This window comes from Novosphingobium mississippiense (assembly GCF_044029535.1).
Taxonomy (GTDB): domain Bacteria; phylum Pseudomonadota; class Alphaproteobacteria; order Sphingomonadales; family Sphingomonadaceae; genus Novosphingobium.
On the sequence record NZ_CP147003.1, the window covers coordinates 1,004,551 to 1,020,885 of the forward strand.

The 16,335-nt window shown below is 64.5% G+C and carries 14 protein-coding genes and 1 riboswitch; of the genes, 1 reads left to right on the forward strand and 13 read right to left on the reverse strand.

Translation table 11 applies throughout. The features are described 5' to 3' along the window. Positions 1-27: 27 nt before the first annotated feature. From WBP06_RS23005 to cbiE, 9 genes are all read right to left on the reverse strand, one after another. Positions 28-2,295 (reverse strand): molybdopterin cofactor-binding domain-containing protein, encoded by a 2,268-nt coding sequence (locus WBP06_RS23005; protein ID WP_395337457.1) that lies wholly within the window; start codon positions 2,293-2,295, stop codon positions 28-30. Further along, entirely contained in the window at positions 2,292-2,879 is a 588-nt protein-coding gene (locus WBP06_RS23010; protein WP_395337458.1) for a (2Fe-2S)-binding protein, read from the reverse strand. The genes WBP06_RS23005 and WBP06_RS23010 overlap by 4 nt, the downstream gene beginning before the upstream one ends. A 236-nt stretch (positions 2,880-3,115) precedes the next feature. Then, positions 3,116-4,939 carry a diguanylate cyclase gene (locus tag WBP06_RS23015; RefSeq protein ID WP_395337459.1) on the reverse strand — a complete coding sequence of 608 codons (1,824 nt, stop codon included), beginning with the start codon at positions 4,937-4,939 and terminating at the stop codon, positions 3,116-3,118. Next, positions 4,914-7,058: a putative bifunctional diguanylate cyclase/phosphodiesterase gene (locus WBP06_RS23020; RefSeq protein WP_395337460.1), complete on the reverse strand. Its 2,145-nt coding sequence runs from the start codon at positions 7,056-7,058 to the stop codon at positions 4,914-4,916. Before WBP06_RS23020 ends, WBP06_RS23015 begins: the two co-directional genes overlap by 26 nt. Before the next feature lie 510 nt (positions 7,059-7,568). After that, positions 7,569-8,672, reverse strand: coding sequence for a MucR family transcriptional regulator (locus tag WBP06_RS23025; RefSeq protein WP_395337461.1), 1,104 nt, complete (start codon positions 8,670-8,672; stop codon positions 7,569-7,571). A gap of 127 nt (positions 8,673-8,799) precedes the next feature. Further along, on the reverse strand, positions 8,800-9,579 hold the full coding sequence (cobF, locus tag WBP06_RS23030) for a precorrin-6A synthase (deacetylating) (protein WP_395337462.1): 780 nt from the start codon (positions 9,577-9,579) through the stop codon (positions 8,800-8,802). Continuing rightward, positions 9,560-10,345 (reverse strand): precorrin-4 C(11)-methyltransferase, encoded by a 786-nt coding sequence (gene cobM, locus WBP06_RS23035; protein WP_395337463.1) that lies wholly within the window; start codon positions 10,343-10,345, stop codon positions 9,560-9,562. Before cobM ends, cobF begins: the two co-directional genes overlap by 20 nt. Then, the gene (locus WBP06_RS23040; protein WP_395337464.1) at positions 10,342-10,710 is read right to left on the reverse strand and encodes a cobalamin biosynthesis protein; all 369 of its coding nucleotides are present in this window, start codon (positions 10,708-10,710) and stop codon (positions 10,342-10,344) included. The genes cobM and WBP06_RS23040 overlap by 4 nt, the downstream gene beginning before the upstream one ends. Continuing rightward, entirely contained in the window at positions 10,707-11,915 is a 1,209-nt protein-coding gene (cbiE, locus tag WBP06_RS23045; protein WP_395337465.1) for a precorrin-6y C5,15-methyltransferase (decarboxylating) subunit CbiE, read from the reverse strand. The genes WBP06_RS23040 and cbiE overlap by 4 nt, the downstream gene beginning before the upstream one ends. Here cbiE and WBP06_RS23050 point away from each other — a divergent pair. Next, the gene (locus tag WBP06_RS23050; protein WP_395337466.1) at positions 11,914-12,675 is read left to right on the forward strand and encodes a cobalt-precorrin-6A reductase; all 762 of its coding nucleotides are present in this window, start codon (positions 11,914-11,916) and stop codon (positions 12,673-12,675) included. The two genes, cbiE and WBP06_RS23050, sit on opposite strands and share 2 nt — an antisense overlap. Here WBP06_RS23050 and cobJ read toward each other — a convergent pair. Genes cobJ through WBP06_RS23070 form a run of 4 tightly spaced genes read right to left on the reverse strand, consistent with a single transcriptional unit; the run spans position 12,639 to position 15,932 of the window. Beyond that, on the reverse strand, positions 12,639-13,433 hold the full coding sequence (cobJ, locus tag WBP06_RS23055) for a precorrin-3B C(17)-methyltransferase (RefSeq protein WP_395337467.1): 795 nt from the start codon (positions 13,431-13,433) through the stop codon (positions 12,639-12,641). The two genes, WBP06_RS23050 and cobJ, sit on opposite strands and share 37 nt — an antisense overlap. Next, entirely contained in the window at positions 13,430-14,161 is a 732-nt protein-coding gene (gene cobI / locus WBP06_RS23060; protein WP_395337468.1) for a precorrin-2 C(20)-methyltransferase, read from the reverse strand. The genes cobJ and cobI overlap by 4 nt, the downstream gene beginning before the upstream one ends. Beyond that, entirely contained in the window at positions 14,158-14,787 is a 630-nt protein-coding gene (locus WBP06_RS23065) for a precorrin-8X methylmutase (protein ID WP_395337469.1), read from the reverse strand. Before WBP06_RS23065 ends, cobI begins: the two co-directional genes overlap by 4 nt. After that, positions 14,787-15,932: a cobalamin biosynthesis protein CobG gene (locus WBP06_RS23070; protein WP_395337470.1), complete on the reverse strand. Its 1,146-nt coding sequence runs from the start codon at positions 15,930-15,932 to the stop codon at positions 14,787-14,789. Before WBP06_RS23070 ends, WBP06_RS23065 begins: the two co-directional genes overlap by 1 nt. Before the next feature lie 173 nt (positions 15,933-16,105). Next, a riboswitch (cobalamin riboswitch) is annotated at positions 16,106-16,322 on the reverse strand. Between the last annotated feature and the right edge of the window lie 13 nt (positions 16,323-16,335).

A 16,335-nucleotide genomic window follows, 5' to 3' on the forward strand; every position in this document is an offset into this window, starting at 1 on the left:
GGCCGTCCATGATCGGTAGGGCTGCGTTCAAGCCTCGAACTTCAGGCGGGAAAGCGGCATGCTGCGAACCCGTTCGCCGGTGAGGTGAGAGACCGCGTTGGCAACCGCCGGCGGCACCGCCGGAAGGCCCGGCTCCCCAACGCCGCCCATCGTCTCTCCACTTTCGACGATGCGCACATGCACGCGCGGCATCCGATCCAGGGGGAGGATCGGGTACATGTCGTAATTGCGGGCGACGGGTTGGCCATTCTGGTAGGCCATCTCCTCCAGCAGCACTTGGGAAACCCCCAGCGCGACCGCCGAATTCACTTGCGCCTCTACTATCGCCGGATTGACGATGCTGCCCGGATCGATCGCCTGCCACACGTCGTGGACGTGAACCTGCCCCTCCTTGATCGAGACTTCGGCAATGGCTGCCGTCTCGGTGCCGAAGGGAGAAGCCATGGCGATGCCCCGCGCGCGGCGGCTGCCATCCGCCGCCACGAACGGCCCCCGCTTCCACCCGCCGGAAAGATCGACCGCCGCGCGCAGCAGCGTCGTCAAACGACGGTTGTCGCGCAGCAGCTTCAGGCGCAGATCGAACGGGTCCTGCCCGCCCTTATCCGCCATTTCGTCAAGAAAGCATTCGTAGAAGAAGTCGTTCATCGAATTGCCGACGGAACGCCAATAACCCATCACGGTCGGGTTCTTGACGTAGAGCTGCGCGATCCGACGGTTCGGGATCGCGTATTGCTTGCCGGTAATCCCCTCCAGCGCGGAGGAATCAAGCTCCTTGCCACGCTCGTTGGCAATGGCCTCGCCCGGCCCCTCGGTGGCGCTGACGACATTGAGCGCGACCGGCATACCCTTTGCGTCAAGTCCGCCTTGGAACCGCACACTGGCCATCGGGCGCACGGCATCGCGCAGGAATTCCTCCTCCCGGCTCCAGATCAGCTTGACCGGACGACCCACTTCTTTCGCCAACTGGATCGCCTGCGGATAGGGATTGGCCGTTTCATAGAGGAAGTGCCGGCCGAAGAACCCGCCCAGCATCGGCGAATGGATCGCGATCTTGTCGAGAGGCAGGCCAGTGCGTTTGGCAATGTCCGCCTGAAACACTTCCGGCGCCTGGTTCGGAAACCACAGGTCCAGCGATCCATCGGCATTGAAGCGCGCGGTTGCCGAAGGCGGCTCCAACTGACCGTGGGCCAGGTACTGGCTGTGATAAACGGCCTCTACCTTGCTGGCCGCATCGCCCAGCGCCTTGCCGGCATCGCCTTCGTGCTCGGCAACATCCTCCTTGCCCTGCAGCGTGGCCAGACCGCTACGAAAAGCGGTGCTGTCGAAATCCGCCGGCATATAGCGCATCCCCTCTCGCGAGGGCGGCTCCTGCCAATCCACCAGAGCCGTGTCCGCGGCCCGCTTGGCGTCCCACCAGCGTTCGGCCACCACCGCCACCGCGCCGGGCAGGCGATGGACCGAAAGCACGCCGCGCATGGCCTTGATCTGATCCTCGTTGCGGATCGCGCTGACGGTCAGCCCAAGCCGCGGTGCGTGCTGCACGGCCGCATGGACCATGCCCTCCACCTTGGTATCGATCGCATATTCGACTTGCCCGGTGGCCTTGGCATGCATGTCCAACCGGGCGACCGGCTTGCCGATCCACCGGAACGCAGCCTTGTCCTTCAGGTGCACGCTGCCCGGCGGCGGCGCCGGCATATCGAGCGCGTGGAGTGCCAGATCGCCATAGGCAATGGACCGGCCGGAGGCGGCATGAACGACCCGGCCCGGCTCGGTGGCAAGTTGCGCCATCGGCACACCCAGACGCGCGGCACCGGCCCGCAGCAGCATGGCGCGCGCCGTCGCGCCCAGCCTGCGCATGGTTTCATAGCTGGTCCGCACCGACATGCTGCCGCCGGTGATCCGCATCGTATCCTTGATGACCAGGTAGTCGGGCCCGGGCGGGGCCGTTTCGACCACGAAACTGGCCGGATCAGCGTCCATCTCCTCACCGATGATCTGCGCCAGCGCGGTATAGATCCCCTGCCCGCCTTCCATGAACGGGCTGAGCAGGCGCACCGTGCCATCCGCGCGAATCTCCAGAAAGGCGGGAATGCGCGTGCCGGGCTTGACGCTTCCGGCGACCGCCGCTGCCCGGGCAGATCCGACCGGCAGGCCGAAACCCAGTACGAGTGCGCCGGCACTGGCGCCGGCCGTGCGAACCAGAAAACCGCGCCGCGAAATATTGACGGGTTCCGCAACGGGAAAGTCGGATACGGCGGGATGATCCGCGAGCGCGACCATGTCGCTGCTCATGCTTCACCTGCCGGTGCTTTGCCCATCGCGCCGACCGCCGCGACCGCGATGGCAGCCGAGGCGCCCAAAGCGATCGCCGGGGAGGCGCTGCCGCCTTGGCCATCCGATATCACTGAAGCTTCCGCCGTGGCAGGCGCAGTCCCCGCAAGATCGTGCAGGGCAGCCCGGATCGCATTGTAAGTGCCGCAGCGGCACAGGTTCGCCATGGCCGCTTCGATCTCGGCCTCTCCTGCATGGGGCGCCTCTCGCAACAGCGCGGTTGCCGCGATGACCTGGCCGGACTGGCAATATCCGCACTGCGGCACCTGATGCCGCACCCATGCATCGACCACGCGCTTGCCCAGCGGGTCCTCCTCGATCTTTTCGATCGTGGTGATATTTCGGCCCGCCACACTGGCCACCGGCGTCACGCATGAACGGGTCAACGTACCATCGACAAGCACCGAGCAAGCTCCGCACTGGGCGATGCCGCAGCCGTATTTCGTGCCCGTCATGCCCAGATTGTCACGGATCACCCAGAGCAGCGGGGTCTCGTCATCGGCATCCACGTCATGGACCTGATCGTTGATCTTAAGCTGCATCATGGCCTTCTCGTTCGGACACAGCACGGCACGAAGCGCCGATGGCAGCGCCCCTGATTCAGCCGTCCCTGTCCTGCTTGTCGATTATATGTATTTGTGAATGATAGCTCTGTCCGGAACGCGGCGTCCAGAATATTCCGATCCATGATACGGTGAGCAGGGCTCATCGTTGCACTTTCGGAACAAGCCCGAAAATCCCGTCAAATGGTCGACGCCGCCACAACGCGGCAAACAAAATCCTAGAGCAGTTGATCCGATGCCATCAGATCGGAAACTGTTCTAGCCGCCGGGATATCCTGATCGGCACTCTGCCCGATGGCGCTGCGGGTCTGATTTTTCCCCGCTCTCTTGGCCGCGTAAAGCAGGTTATCGGCCCGTTCATAGGGTTTTGCGAAACCTTCGTCGGCAAGGATATCCGTCACGCCCATGCTGGCAGTCACCGGCCCTTCCAAACCCGCAACCATACGGGAGACGACCGAGGGAATCGTCTTGCGCAACCGTTCGGCCAGGATTTCGGCATCATCGCCGCGCAGCAGGAGCACGAACTCCTCGCCGCCGAAACGATAGGCGCGAACCCCCGGCCCCGCCTGAAGGGCATCGGCCACGGCCCTTAACACCGCATCGCCCACGGCATGGCCATTCAGGTCGTTGATCGCCTTGAAATTATCCAGATCGATCACTGCCAACTTGGTGAAGCCCTGGGTTCGAAGCCGTTCGAATTGCTGCTTTATCGCGCGCCGGTTCAGCAATCCGGTCAGCGGGTCCGTCTCCGACAAGCGTTCCAGCACGTCCGCCTCGCTCAGAGCCCGGTCTCGTTCCCGCCTCATGGTCACGAAGCGGTCCGCCATGCCAAGCGTGGTGAAGAGCACCTCGCATATGCAGCCGACGTAGAACAGCACCATGGCATCGAAGCTGCGCGACCAGGGGAGCAGCCCCGTTGCCAGCCTGATCAGCCCCACCAGCACCATCGGCATATAGCCCACGGTCTGGAACTTCGCGGCGCGGCTTCCCCTGCGCAGAGCGTCGATCATCGACACGATGAAAATGGCAAGAACAGGCGCAAACGCCGCCGTGTACAGGCTCGACTGTATGGGCCGGGCAACGAACGGGAACGTCGCATGAAAGGCGCTAAGCGCAATCGCCCATGCCGCGCAGCCGGGCAGCAATCGCCGCAAGGTCCGATGCATCAGCCCCGGCTCGATGAAACTGTACGTAAACATCGTTCCGGATGCGATCGTCATCCCGAAGAGCCACGCCGTCATCCAGTTCAACGTCATTGCGGGAGGATCAAAGAACATGACCGACAGGCCGGATGAAACCAGGATGGTCATCAGCAGCGAAAGCGCGAGGGCCGAATGCCAGAGAACGAACGGTTCGCGCAGGGCGCGATAGAAAGCTGCATTGAAAAACAGGGGCATGACCAACATGCCGCCAAGTCCGGCCAGAATGAGCAGAAATTGCATGTCGCCAACGCCGCCGGCCGCGTCCCTTGGCGCAAGGTAAGCATTCTCCAGCGTCATCCGATGGCTGGGCAAGTCCACCGCGACGACGACCTGCCGGGTTGCCCGCGTCACTTTCGGCAAGGGAACCTTGAAGTATCCCCCCGCCATCGAACTGGCCAGTGCGGAGGCGGGGACGATGCTTTCCCGGATCGCGCCATCGCCATCGACTGCAAGCACATGAACTGCCTTCAGCGCACTGCGCCGTGAAAGGAAGTATCGGGGAAGTGCCCGGTCCGCGCGCATGTCGAAGCGCAGCAGCACCCGCTCCGCCTCGATGGAAAGGTTTTGCCCACTGCAAGACCAGCGCCCAGATGTCTGCGCGATTGCGGCGACGCTTTCCGCGGTGCTGCCGGGCGCCCAGCAGGAACTGCGAATATCGTCGGGATCGAGCACCTGGGTCGACCCGACACTGAAATAGGCCAGCATCGTCAGCAGCAGGAACGCCGCCAGCAATTTTTCCCTGAACCCAGGCAAAATCATCGACCTGCGCGTGTACGGATTGCGTTCGCCAATGACGGGAGCAGCACTTCGGGCATCAGACCACCACCAGGCGCAGTTCATGCACACCCAGTTCCACAAGGGAGGAGGCCTGCTGCTTGAGCGTCACGATATTGCGCCGCGTCGCCCAGACCGGCGCCGGGCGGCCGAAATAGTACCCTTGGGCATAGTCGCACGACCAGCCTTGCAGGATTTCCGCTTCTTCCGCCGTTTCGATACCCTCGGCCACCACCTGAATGCCAAGGCGATGGCAAATGTCGATCACACCCTGCACCAGCGCGGCGCTGCGTTCGCTTTGGGTGCGGCCGCCGCTGACGAAGCTCTTGTCAAGTTTCAGGCGCTGGATATCGAATTCGGACAGATAACTGAGCGACGAATAGCCGGTGCCGAAATCATCGAGCGCCAGCGTATACCCGCGCTGCCGCAAACCTATGAGATTGCTGCGGACAACATCGGAATCGGCAAGCAGAATGCCCTCGGTGATCTCGAACCCGATCGACTGCGGGCTGACGTTGTAGCGGGCGCGATGGAAATCGATCTGCTCCAGCAGCCCCGGATTTTCCAGTTGCAGGGGTGAGAGGTTGATGGACGTGCGCAACCCCAGCCATTTCCGGCTGTCCGCGAAGGCCTGGGCAATGATCCATTCGCCAAGTTGAGGCATCAGGCCCAGCTTTTCGATGACCGGGACGAACTCCGCAGGCGTGGCCGCGCCCTCTTTCAGACGCAGAAGCGCCTCGACACCGGCGGGACGCATGGACCGAAGGTCGACGATCGGCTGATAGAACAACTCGAACCCCTGATCGTCGATCGCCTGCTTCATCTGGGCTTCAAGATCCTTCCGCGACTTGAAGGCGTGACCAAGCGCGCGGTCGTAGATGACATGGTGGGCCGACCCTGCCGCCTTCGCCGCGCCGAGCGCAATGTCCGCATTCTGCATGAGATCGGTGGCCGTATGCCCATGCTCGGGCGCGGCAGCGATACCGACGGAAAGCGTCGCGACCATCACGGGATGGCCACGCTTGCGCTTCTTTACCGAAATCTGCGTTGCCTTGTGCCCAAGCGAATGGATATTCCCCGTCCCGACCACGAGGATGGCGAATTCGTCTCCATCCAGCCTGGCAATCATACAGCGATCCGCGCTGAAGACCTTGACCAGCAGCTTGCTGAATTCGCGAATGACATCGTCGCCTCCGGGCAGGCCGAAGGCGTCGTTTATCGCGCTGAAATCATCGATATCGAGCCGGAGGAGCTGGCAGGGATGGCTGCCGGCAATCTGATCGAGCCGGGTCATGAAGGTCGCCCGATTGACCAGCCCGGTTACCGGATCATACCTTTCCAGAAAAATCGCCCGCGTGCTCGAAGTCAGAGCGCGGCGGGCAATGCCCCAGAACAAGGCCAGGACAATGGCGCCAAAAACCAATTCGGCGGGCAATACGTAGCGGGTAAGCACATCGCCCGGCCGGTCCGGCATCCAGACCAGCCGGCCGACGGTATCCCGGCCAATTCCCTGCAGGAGTTGCTGATCCCACCCCACAGCGACCGGCCGATATGGTGAAAGGAGGACAAGCCCGTCCAGCATATAGGCCCTGCCCAAACGCGCGACGGTGGGATCGTCCAGATAGGTGAATGTGACGATGTCCAGGGGCTGGCCGGACGAAGCGATCCTGGCAGCGGAAACGATCGCCAGATTTCCGCTGATGCTCCTGATATCGGTGGTGGACGCATCGGCGCGCGGCAAGGGCACTGACGGAAGCGGACGGGCGATATCGGCCACCGCTTCGGTCAATGCGTTCATCTCCCTTGAGGAAGCACGCCCGTTCTTGGTAAATCCATAGAGAGGGCCATCAGGCCCGACGATGAGCACTGCCTTTGCCCCGACGGTCGAAGTGACGGGCCGGCCGAGTTCCTCGTCCAGATACCCCGCAGCCGCGTCTGGCCCCATGGCCGCAAGCTGGCGCGCGAGTTCGAGGCGTTGCCCAAGGGCCCTGGCCTGCGCATCGGAGTTATGCTTCGCCCGCTCCACCGCCTCTCGCACCTGTTCGCGCTGGCGCTGTGACGCATTACGGTTCAGCGCGGCGGCAGCAACGCAAAGCGCCACGGCACCGCACAGCGTCATGACGATGATGGCGGCGATCGCTCCGTAGCTTCGCCTTGCAGCGGGATAATGGCGGGGGGTATCCATTCCGATCCTTGTTCGCGCAGCGCACTCCACATTATCTCTAAAATAGGCGCTTTGACGGGCCTGCGGTTCTATCGAGCGAATTATCCTCATTTTCCACCCGACAAAAGGATGCGCTTTGGTTCGATGCGGCGAGGCATTCAGGGCAATTCGCGCGCGCGTGATGACAGGCGTTCGCGGGTTGAACGGCTCCGATTACAGCCCAGTCCGCCATCGCGACCCGACGTCAGATCGGGCCGGCCGGCTCTTCTCCGAAGCCTTCGCCGTGGCGCCACTCATCCGCACGATCTGGACACCCGCCGATGAGGATGAGCATGCTGTAAACTCGACATATGAGGGGCGACGGCACCGCCAAGCCTGTAATTCCAGTATCAGAGGGGAAACTTGCCGGCCGTGGCCGGAACCCGGACAGCCGTCCCACATCGGAAGGCCACCCGGTTGTTCCGGTTCGTCATGTGCTCGGGCGAACAGTCTACCGCAGATTTTCGCCCGAAATCGTCGCCCCAATGTCGGTTAAGACTGCTCCGGTGTCGACTTGACCTCAACCTTTTTCGAAGCCTGAGCTTTAGCCTTCGCGCTGCCTGCCTTGGGTGCCGCTGCCTTCGCCTTCTTGACGGGCGCAAGCTTTACACCGCCCGCCAGCGCAGCGCCGCCGACTTTCGGAGCAGTTTCAGCCTCACTTTTCGTGGATGCAGGCACGGCTACGCTGGGCAAATCCTTGCCCGCACGCTGCTTCGCCACTGGCTTTGCCGCCGCCTTGGCAGGCTGTGCGGCATCGACGCCAGCGGAAATCGCGGCCGATTCTGCACTTGCGGGCATTCGAGCCATGCGACGGGCCGGCTTGCCTGGAATCTTCTCTCCGGACTCCGACTTCGGCTCTGGCACCGCCTTCACGGCAGGCTGGCTTGCCGCCTTCGCCACCGGCTTGGCGACTGCCTTGGCCGGCCGGCTCGCTTTCTTGGCCGCGGGCTTTTTCGGCGCAGGCGTGGGCTTCGGCACGTCTGACGCAATCACCGCCGCACCCGACGATGCAGAGGGCTGCGCTACTGGGGCCTGCGATGCCTTGTCCATCACGCCGACGCCAGTTTTGACACTGGCCGGGGACGCAAGCTTGCCCCTCGACTTGGCACCGGATGGGGCCTTCTTCGCAGTCACCTTCACAGGCTTTGCGGCACTTGGGGCAGCAACCACCGGAGCAACGCCGGCGGCCGGATTTGCCACGGTACGCCCACCCAGTCCTGCCGCCTTCGCGAAGGCACGGCGGCGCTCCGAATAGTTCGGCGAAACCATCGGATAGTTGACCGGAAGACTATACCGCGCGCGGTATTCTTCGGGTGTTAGGCCGTTGTTCGCAAGATGACGCTTCAACGCCTTGTAGGGTTTGCCATCGATCAGGCTGATGATGTGATCGCGCGAGGCGAGGCTTTCCTCGATCGAGACGGCCGGCTTGAACTCCGGCTCCTGCGGCGCCGTTTCTCCGGACTTGCCTGAAAGCGCCGAACGCGTGGCTTCGATCAGCCCCGGAAGGGCGTCACTGGTCACCGTGTTGTTCGCTACGAACACGCTCAACAGTTCAACCGTCAGTCGTGCAAGCTCGGACTGCTCTGTATCGGACATCGACGTCTCCCTCTTCTGGGCGCATTTGGATCAAGTCCTTGTTGGGCCAAAAGACGGGCAAGTAAAGCTCAATGTTCGCGAACCGCCGCCTATAGGTAGGCTGCAAATCCGGTCGAGACGCATTGGCCTACGTCGACTTACGCATCAGATAGACGTCCATGATCCAGCCATGCCTCTGACGCAGCGCCGATCTTCGTTCCATGATTTCCGTGCCCACATCCGCCAATCGTCCCGCGATCAGAGCCTCTTGCTTCATGCCGAGATATGCCCCCCACCAGATTTCGACGTCGGCGGGATCCAGCGCCTGAAACGCCCCGCCCTCGTCGAGCATTACCACGATCGTTCCGACGCCCATCGGCCAGCCATGCGCACGCAGCAATCGGCCGGTGGTGATGGTGATTGCGTCGGCAAGGCGGTTCAGCGGAATGGCGTGGGCAGCAGTGAGGGCCTGGATACTGGTGATACCCGCCACGACCCGGACGTCGACAGCCATACCTTCGCCAATCAACTGGCCGGCAATGCGCAAGGTACTGTCGTAAAGCGAGGGATCACCCCAGACAAGCAAGGCAAGCTTGCCGCCTTTCGGCAGATGCGTGGCGATCTGTCGTGCCCAGGCGGCGGCGATGGCGCGGTGCCAAGCCTGCACACCATCAATATAGTCCCCGGCGCTATCGCGCGTTGGCAAGTCGAACTCGACCATGCGCACAGGTTGCTCCAGCACCGCTTCGCAAATGGCGCGCCGTACATCCAGCAAGTCCGCCTTGGCGCTGCCCTTGCGCGGCAACAGGATCAGGTCGGCCGCATTCATGGCGCGTATCGCCTGAACCGTCAGGTGATCGGGATTGCCCGTACCGATGCCGATGAGATCCAGCTGGATCGTGCCTTGCTCACTCGGTAGTGGCGGCATAGCGCGACCCTGCGTGCTGCGGTCGAAACCGGCGATCGTAGCCCTTGGCGTAGAGGCTGCTTTCCAGAAAGTCATCAGCAGCCAGAACGGGTCCCACCAGAATCAGTGCGGTGCGTTCCATGCTGCCGGCCACGGCCGCTTCGATGGTCTTCAGCGTGGCACGCACGATGCGTTGATCGGGCCAACTCGCCCGCCATACAACGGCAACGGGACATTCGTTGCCGTAGAACGGCGCAAGATCGGTGACGACGCGGTCCAGATTGTGGATCGACAGATGGATGGCCAGCGTGGCCCCCGTCGCCGCAAAGTTGGCAAGGCTTTCAGCAGGGGGCATCGTGCTTGCCCGGCCGGGCGTGCGGGTCAACACCACCGACTGGGTCAGCGCCGGCAGCGTGAGTTCCGCTTCCAACGCTGCAGCGGCGGCGGCGAACGCCGGCACGCCCGGTGTCACGGTAAACGGAATGTCCAGCCCGCGCAGGCGGCGCAGCTGCTCCCCCATCGCCGACCAGACGGACAAATCCCCCGAATGCAGGCGCGCGACATCCTGGCCGGCCGCATGGGCCCGGACAATCTCGTCCATGATGGCGTCCAGATCCATCGACGCGGTATTGATGACGCGGGCATCCGGCGGGCAATGATCGAGCACTTCGGCCGGCACCAACGACCCAGCGTAGAGGCACACCGGGCTGGTTGCGATCAGGTCTCTGCCGCGCAGGGTCAAAAGGTCCGCCGCGCCGGGGCCGGCGCCGATGAAATGAACGGTCATGAATGTACTCCCGAAGCGATGGCGCACGTCGCCATGCGGTCGCGTGAAATGTGACGGCGGGCGAGCAGGACGGCGGTGTCCGCCCCCAAGGCGGCCAAGGCGCTGGCTTCGGCAACGCTGTCCACGCCCCTTGCGGCCCGGGACGCTGCGGATGCGGTCAGAGTCCTGGCCTGTGCGAGCCGTTCCTGCGGCACCGCGATCAACGGCAGGCCCAGCAGGTTGGACAGCTCTGCCAGCAGATGCGCCTTTTCGGCCAACGTGGCGACGTGGGTGATTGGCGGCATCCCCTCGCGCGCCAGTTGATAGGCCGAGCATAGCGAATGGACATTGGCCTGCGCCCGAAAGCCGAAGCCCGCCACGATCACAGGACAACGCTCCATTGCACGACCGGATAGCGCGCGCGCCAGCCGCGCCGGCTTCCCAGCGGCACGGCGTCGGCCAGTTCGATGCGCAGCAGCGTGCCGCCACGCTGGCCATGCCACTGCGCCAGAAGCGCTTCGGATTCGAGGGTCACGGCATTGGCCACCAATCGCGTGCCGGCCGATAAGTGCTGCCACAAGGTTTCGAGCAGAGTGTGCGAAAGGCCGCCGCCTATAAATACTGCGTCGGGTAGCGGTCCGTCCGGCAAAGTCTGCGGTGCGAGACCGCACAGCACTTGCAGCCGATCCACGCCCAGCGCCGCAGAATTGGTGCGGACCCGCTCCGCGCGCGATGCGTCCGCCTCCACAGCGCAGGCACTGTTGGCGGGGTGAGCAAGCAACCATTCGATCGCAATCGAGCCGGAGCCCGCGCCGATATCCCACAATCGCTCTCCCGGTCGCGGGGCCAGGGTGCTCAGCGTCAACGCCCGCAATGGACGCTTGGTGATCTGGCCGTCGTGCTCGAACAGGTCGTCGGGCAGCCCCCCGGTGACCGGCAATGCAGAGCCGGCACCGTCGACCTCGATAGCCACCGCCACCGGATGGCGGATATCGGAAAAGTCCAGCGCTTCGGCCGGGGTGGAGCGTATCCGCTCGCGCGGACCGCCCAAGGCTTCCAGCACATGAAGCATGGAGGCGCCGAAGCCACGTTCGACCAGGTAATCGGCCAGCGCACCCACAGCTGCGCCGTCGCGAACGAGGGCCAGCACACGGCGGCGCCTGGCAAGATGCGGCCGCATCCGCTGCAACGGCGCCGCATGGAGGCCAAGACAGGTGCATTCCTCGATCGCCCAGCCCAGCCGCGCCGCGGCCACGCCAAACGTGGACGGTGCCGGATAGGCGATCCACTCGCCGGGATCGAGGTCACGGGTCAGGCTGCTGCCCGCGCCGAACCAGAACGGATCGCCCGAGGCCAGCGCCACTACCTTGCGGCCTCGTTCGGCCAACAGCAAGGGCACGCCGTCCGCGAAGGGAACTGGCCATTGCCGTGTCGGCGCTCTAAGGCCCGGCAACAGGGCGAGGTGACGGGCTGCCCCCATCACCAGATCCGCATCATCGAGTGCCGTGCGGGCGCCCGCACACAGTCCATCCGCCGCATCCTCGCCGATGCCCACGATCGTCAGCCAAGGGGAGGCGTTTCTGTCAGCCATGCCGAACATCCTGCTGTTGGGCGGCACGACCGAAGCGAGTGCATTGGCCCGCCTGCTGGCTGAGCGCGACGTTTCGGCGACATTCAGCTATGCCGGCCGCACCGAAAACCCGCGTGCCCAGCCCGTGCCCATCCGGATCGGCGGATTTGGCGGCGTGTCGGGGCTGGCCGCCTATCTCCGCGATCATCGGGTGACGCACCTTGTAGACGCCACGCACCCCTTTGCCGCGACGATGAGCGCGCATGCGGTAGAAGCCGCCAGGATTGCCGGCGTGCCTCATGCTGCACTCAGCCGCCCGGCCTGGCGTCCGGAGCCCAGTGACGACTGGCGCAGTGTGGCCGACATTGCCGGCGCCGTTAACGCTCTGGCCGTTCCACCGCTCCGCGTCATGCTGGCCCTCGGCCGGATGCATGCGGATGCCTTTGCCGCCCAGCCGCACCATCACTACCTGCTGCGCTTCGTCGATGCGCCGAGCCAGCCGATCACCCTGCCCAACCACAGCCTGGTGGTCGATCGCGGGCCCTTCGGCATCGACGGCGATATCCGCCTGATGCGTGACCGTGGCATCGACCTTGTGGTCTGCAAGAACGCCGGCGGCAGCGGCGCGCAGGCGAAGCTCGCCGCGGCGCGGCATCTGCACCTTCCCGTGCTGATGATCGATCGCCCGGCCCTGCCTGACCGCCTGGAATTCCATCGCCCGCAAGATGTGCTCGATTGGATCGATCATGCAGCATCTTTCGGCAACGAGCGCGGCGTATAGAGGATCGCTCTCCCCGCCCGTTCGATGACCCGGGTCGTGCTCGATCCGACGATCACCATCGTGCGCATGTCGGCCATTTCGGCATGGGACTGCCCAAGTGACACGATCTGCAGGCTTTCCTCTTCCGTCGATACACTGCGAGCGAACAGGATCGGCCGATCCTCCCCGCAGGTCTGCCGCAGCACTTCCAGCACTCGCACGAAGCCCTGGGGTCTTGCCCGCGATCGCGGATTGTAGAAGGCCATGGCAAAGTCCGCCTCTGCCGCCAGCCGAATGCGCTTTTCGATCACGCTCCAGGGCTTGAGATTGTCCGACAGGTTGATGGCGCAGAAATCGTGGCCAAGCGGGGCACCAGCCCGCGCTGCGGCGGCCAGCATCGCGGTAATTCCGGGAAGCACGCGGATATCCAGTTCGCGCCATGCCGGGCGCCCCGCCTCCAACGCCTCGAACAGCGCGGACGCCATGGCGAACACGCCCGGATCGCCAGACGAAACCACAACCACCCGATGCCCTTGCGCAGCCAGTTCCAGCGCCAATGCCGCCCGGTCCAGTTCCACCCGATTGTCCGAAGCGTGCAGGACAAGCCCCGGACGAGGCTTTACGCGCGCGACATAGGGGATGTAGCCGACGACGTCGGTCGCCTCCGCCAGCGCGGCGGTGACTTCCGGCGTCACAAGCGCATCGTCACCCGGCCCAAGGCCCGCGACGGCGATCCAGCCTGCGCTGGCGTCCTCGCCACCAATGCCACTGTCAGTCATGGGCGACGCCCCTGCCCGTGGATCAGCAGGATCGAAAAATAGGGCACCGCAGCTTCGATGTCGCAAAGGCGCGTCACGCGCTGCCCTTCCATGGCGGCATGTTCGACCAGCCACGCGGCATCCTCACGCCCCGCCGCAGCAACGGCGCGGCGCAGCTTGGGCAGGTTGCGGCCGATCTTCATTACCACCAGCGCATCGGTATCGCGGATGCGCTGCACCAGTTCCTCTTCCGGAAGGGTGGCCATGGCAACGGTCAGCACGTCGTCGCCCCAGGTGATGGGAAGGCCGGATGCATTCCACGCGCCGGCCATGCCGGTAATGCCCGGCACCACTTCCACCGACGCCCGACCCGCCAATCGGCTATGCAAGTGCATGAAGGAGCCGTAGAAAAACGGATCGCCCTCACACAGCACCACCACGTCTTCACCGCCTTGGGCCGCATCCATCAATCGCTCGGTGCAGCTGGCGTAGAACGCGCCAAGGCAGGCGTTATAGCGCGGATCGGACAGCGGTATTTCCGTGGTGACCGGGTATTCCATCGCGATCTCCACCACGTCCGGCCGCAACAGGCCTTCGGCTATGCGCCGGGCATGGCCCGGCCTGCCTTGCTTCCGGAAATAGGCGACCTGCCGGGCGCCGCGCACCAGCCGGTCTGCACGCACGCTCATCAGATCCGCCGCGCCCGGTCCCAGGCCGACGCCGTGGATGGTGCCGTAACCGCCGGTCATTCCGCGCGGCTCGCCAGCGCGTTCACCGCTGCCACCGTGATGGCGCTGCCGCCAAGGCGCCCCTCCACGATGCAGCAGGGAACCGGCGATGCCGTCCAAAGGGCATCCTTGGATTCGGCGGCGCCGACGAAACCGACCGGACAACCGATGATTGCGGCAGGGCGCGGACAATCCGGATCCTCCAGCATGTTGAGCAAATGGAATAGGGCCGTCGGCGCATTGCCGATCGCCACCACCGCCCCGTCCAGATGCGGGCGCCATAACTCCAGCGCGGCGGCGGAACGGGTATTATCCATGCTTCTGGCCAGTTCCGGCACCTCCAGATCGGCCAGAGTGCAGATCACGCGATTGTCCGCAGGCAAGCGCGCGCGGGTAATGCCTTCGGAAACCATGCGCGCATCGCACAGGATCGGCGCCCCGGTGGAGAGGGCGTGCCGCGCAGTCAGTGCAAAGCGATCCGAAAAGCGGACATGCGCTTCAAGGCCCACCATGCCGGCAGCATGGATCATGCGCACCGCCACCGGCTCCTCATCGACCGAAAAGCGCGATAGATCGGCCTCCGCGCGGATGATGGCAAAGGACTGGCGATAGATCGCAGCACCGTCCTTCTCGTAAGTATAGGGCATCAGAAGGCTCCAAGTCTGCCGGGAATGTCGGCGCTGTCCATCCCACGGAAAAGCGGTTCGGCATCGGCACGGGCGTTAAAGGCAAGATCGTATCGGCCATCGCGCCCCGTCAGCATCACGTCGGCCGGCTGCGAACTGGCGCACCCTTTGGCACAGCCGGACACATGCAGCCGCCCCCTGACGAGCGGTGCGATCCGGCGCGCCAGTTCGCGGGTTACCACGCTGGCTTGCGAACAGGCCGGCTTGCCAGGACAGGCATCGACGCGCAGGAGCGGTTCGGCGGGGTCGGTCGACAAGCCGGGAATGTCGATGCCGGCTGCGCCTTCGACCAGGATCACGCGCCACGGCGTGAGGCGAAGCCCCGTGACACCGGGCCTCTCCATCACGTTCATCAGCGTGGATGCCTCAACCCGGCCGAACGGCAGGCCGTAAGCCGTGCCGCCGGTTCGTTCGCCCGGCAGCATGGACCGAAGCGGCTGCGCTGAACGCACATCGCCGATGGCCCAATCAGGTAGCGCGGCGGAATGTCGTGCCATCCGCCGCGCCTGCAGGCCACCGCTGTCCACGAACCACCGCGCCAGCGCCAGCAGGGCATCGACTTCCGTGCCATCCGTCAGTTCCACGCCCTCCGACCGGCCATCAGCCCGCAGCATCAGCCTTCCGCTACACGCGCGCTCTATGCGAAAATCGCCCGGCTCACATATCAGCGCCGGAGCCGGACCGGCATCGATGACGAAGCCGATCTTGCCGGGTAACCGGGGCAGATCGTGCAGCCGGCCATACAGTTCGCTGGCGATCCGGACGGTGTCATCGTCGGTTTGCCATTCCGGCGCGACCAGAAGATTGCGGCGCCCCTCCCGCTCGGCATCGTCATCCACCAGATCCAGCGCTTGCAGACGTTCGAGCAGGGCTGGCCACTGCAGGTGGTCCACCCCACGCAGCTGGAAATTGGCGCGCCGCGTCAGGTCGAGAAGGCCGTTGCCATAAGTCAGCGCCGCCTCGCACAGACCGATCGCCTGCGCGACGCTCACTCGGCCAAGATGCGGCTTCACCCGCACCAGCAGTCCGTCGCCAGCCATCATCGGCCGCCATGCGTCGGGACACCAGCCCCTGACGACGCCCTCCACCTGCGAGCTCAAAGCCATCTCACCCCGCGCCGGGCGGAACCTTGGATGGGGCTTGCCGGCAAGGCCGACCGACGCGGGTCGACGGGCGGGCGCATAACACCCGGCGACACGCGCACGTGCAGCCCCAGCCGCACAGCTTCGCCGCCCAGACGGAAGTATTACCGTGCCGTGATCATCCCCTGGATCAAGGCAAGAGCGACCGGTGCGCCGGCAGGTCTCCTGGCTCGCGGGTCACAGCTTGATGCACGCCTTCCCGAACCACAGGGTCCAGTGGCCGCCCTTCGCAAAGGGCCCGTGCATCGCGCTATCCGCTTACAGTTGCAGGGACAGCCGCGGATTTGGGAGCAAGCCCCCGCACCGCATTCCCGATTAAGCTCCGCTTGGAGCACCGGCGCGATCATGGTCGGACAGCGGATCGCTC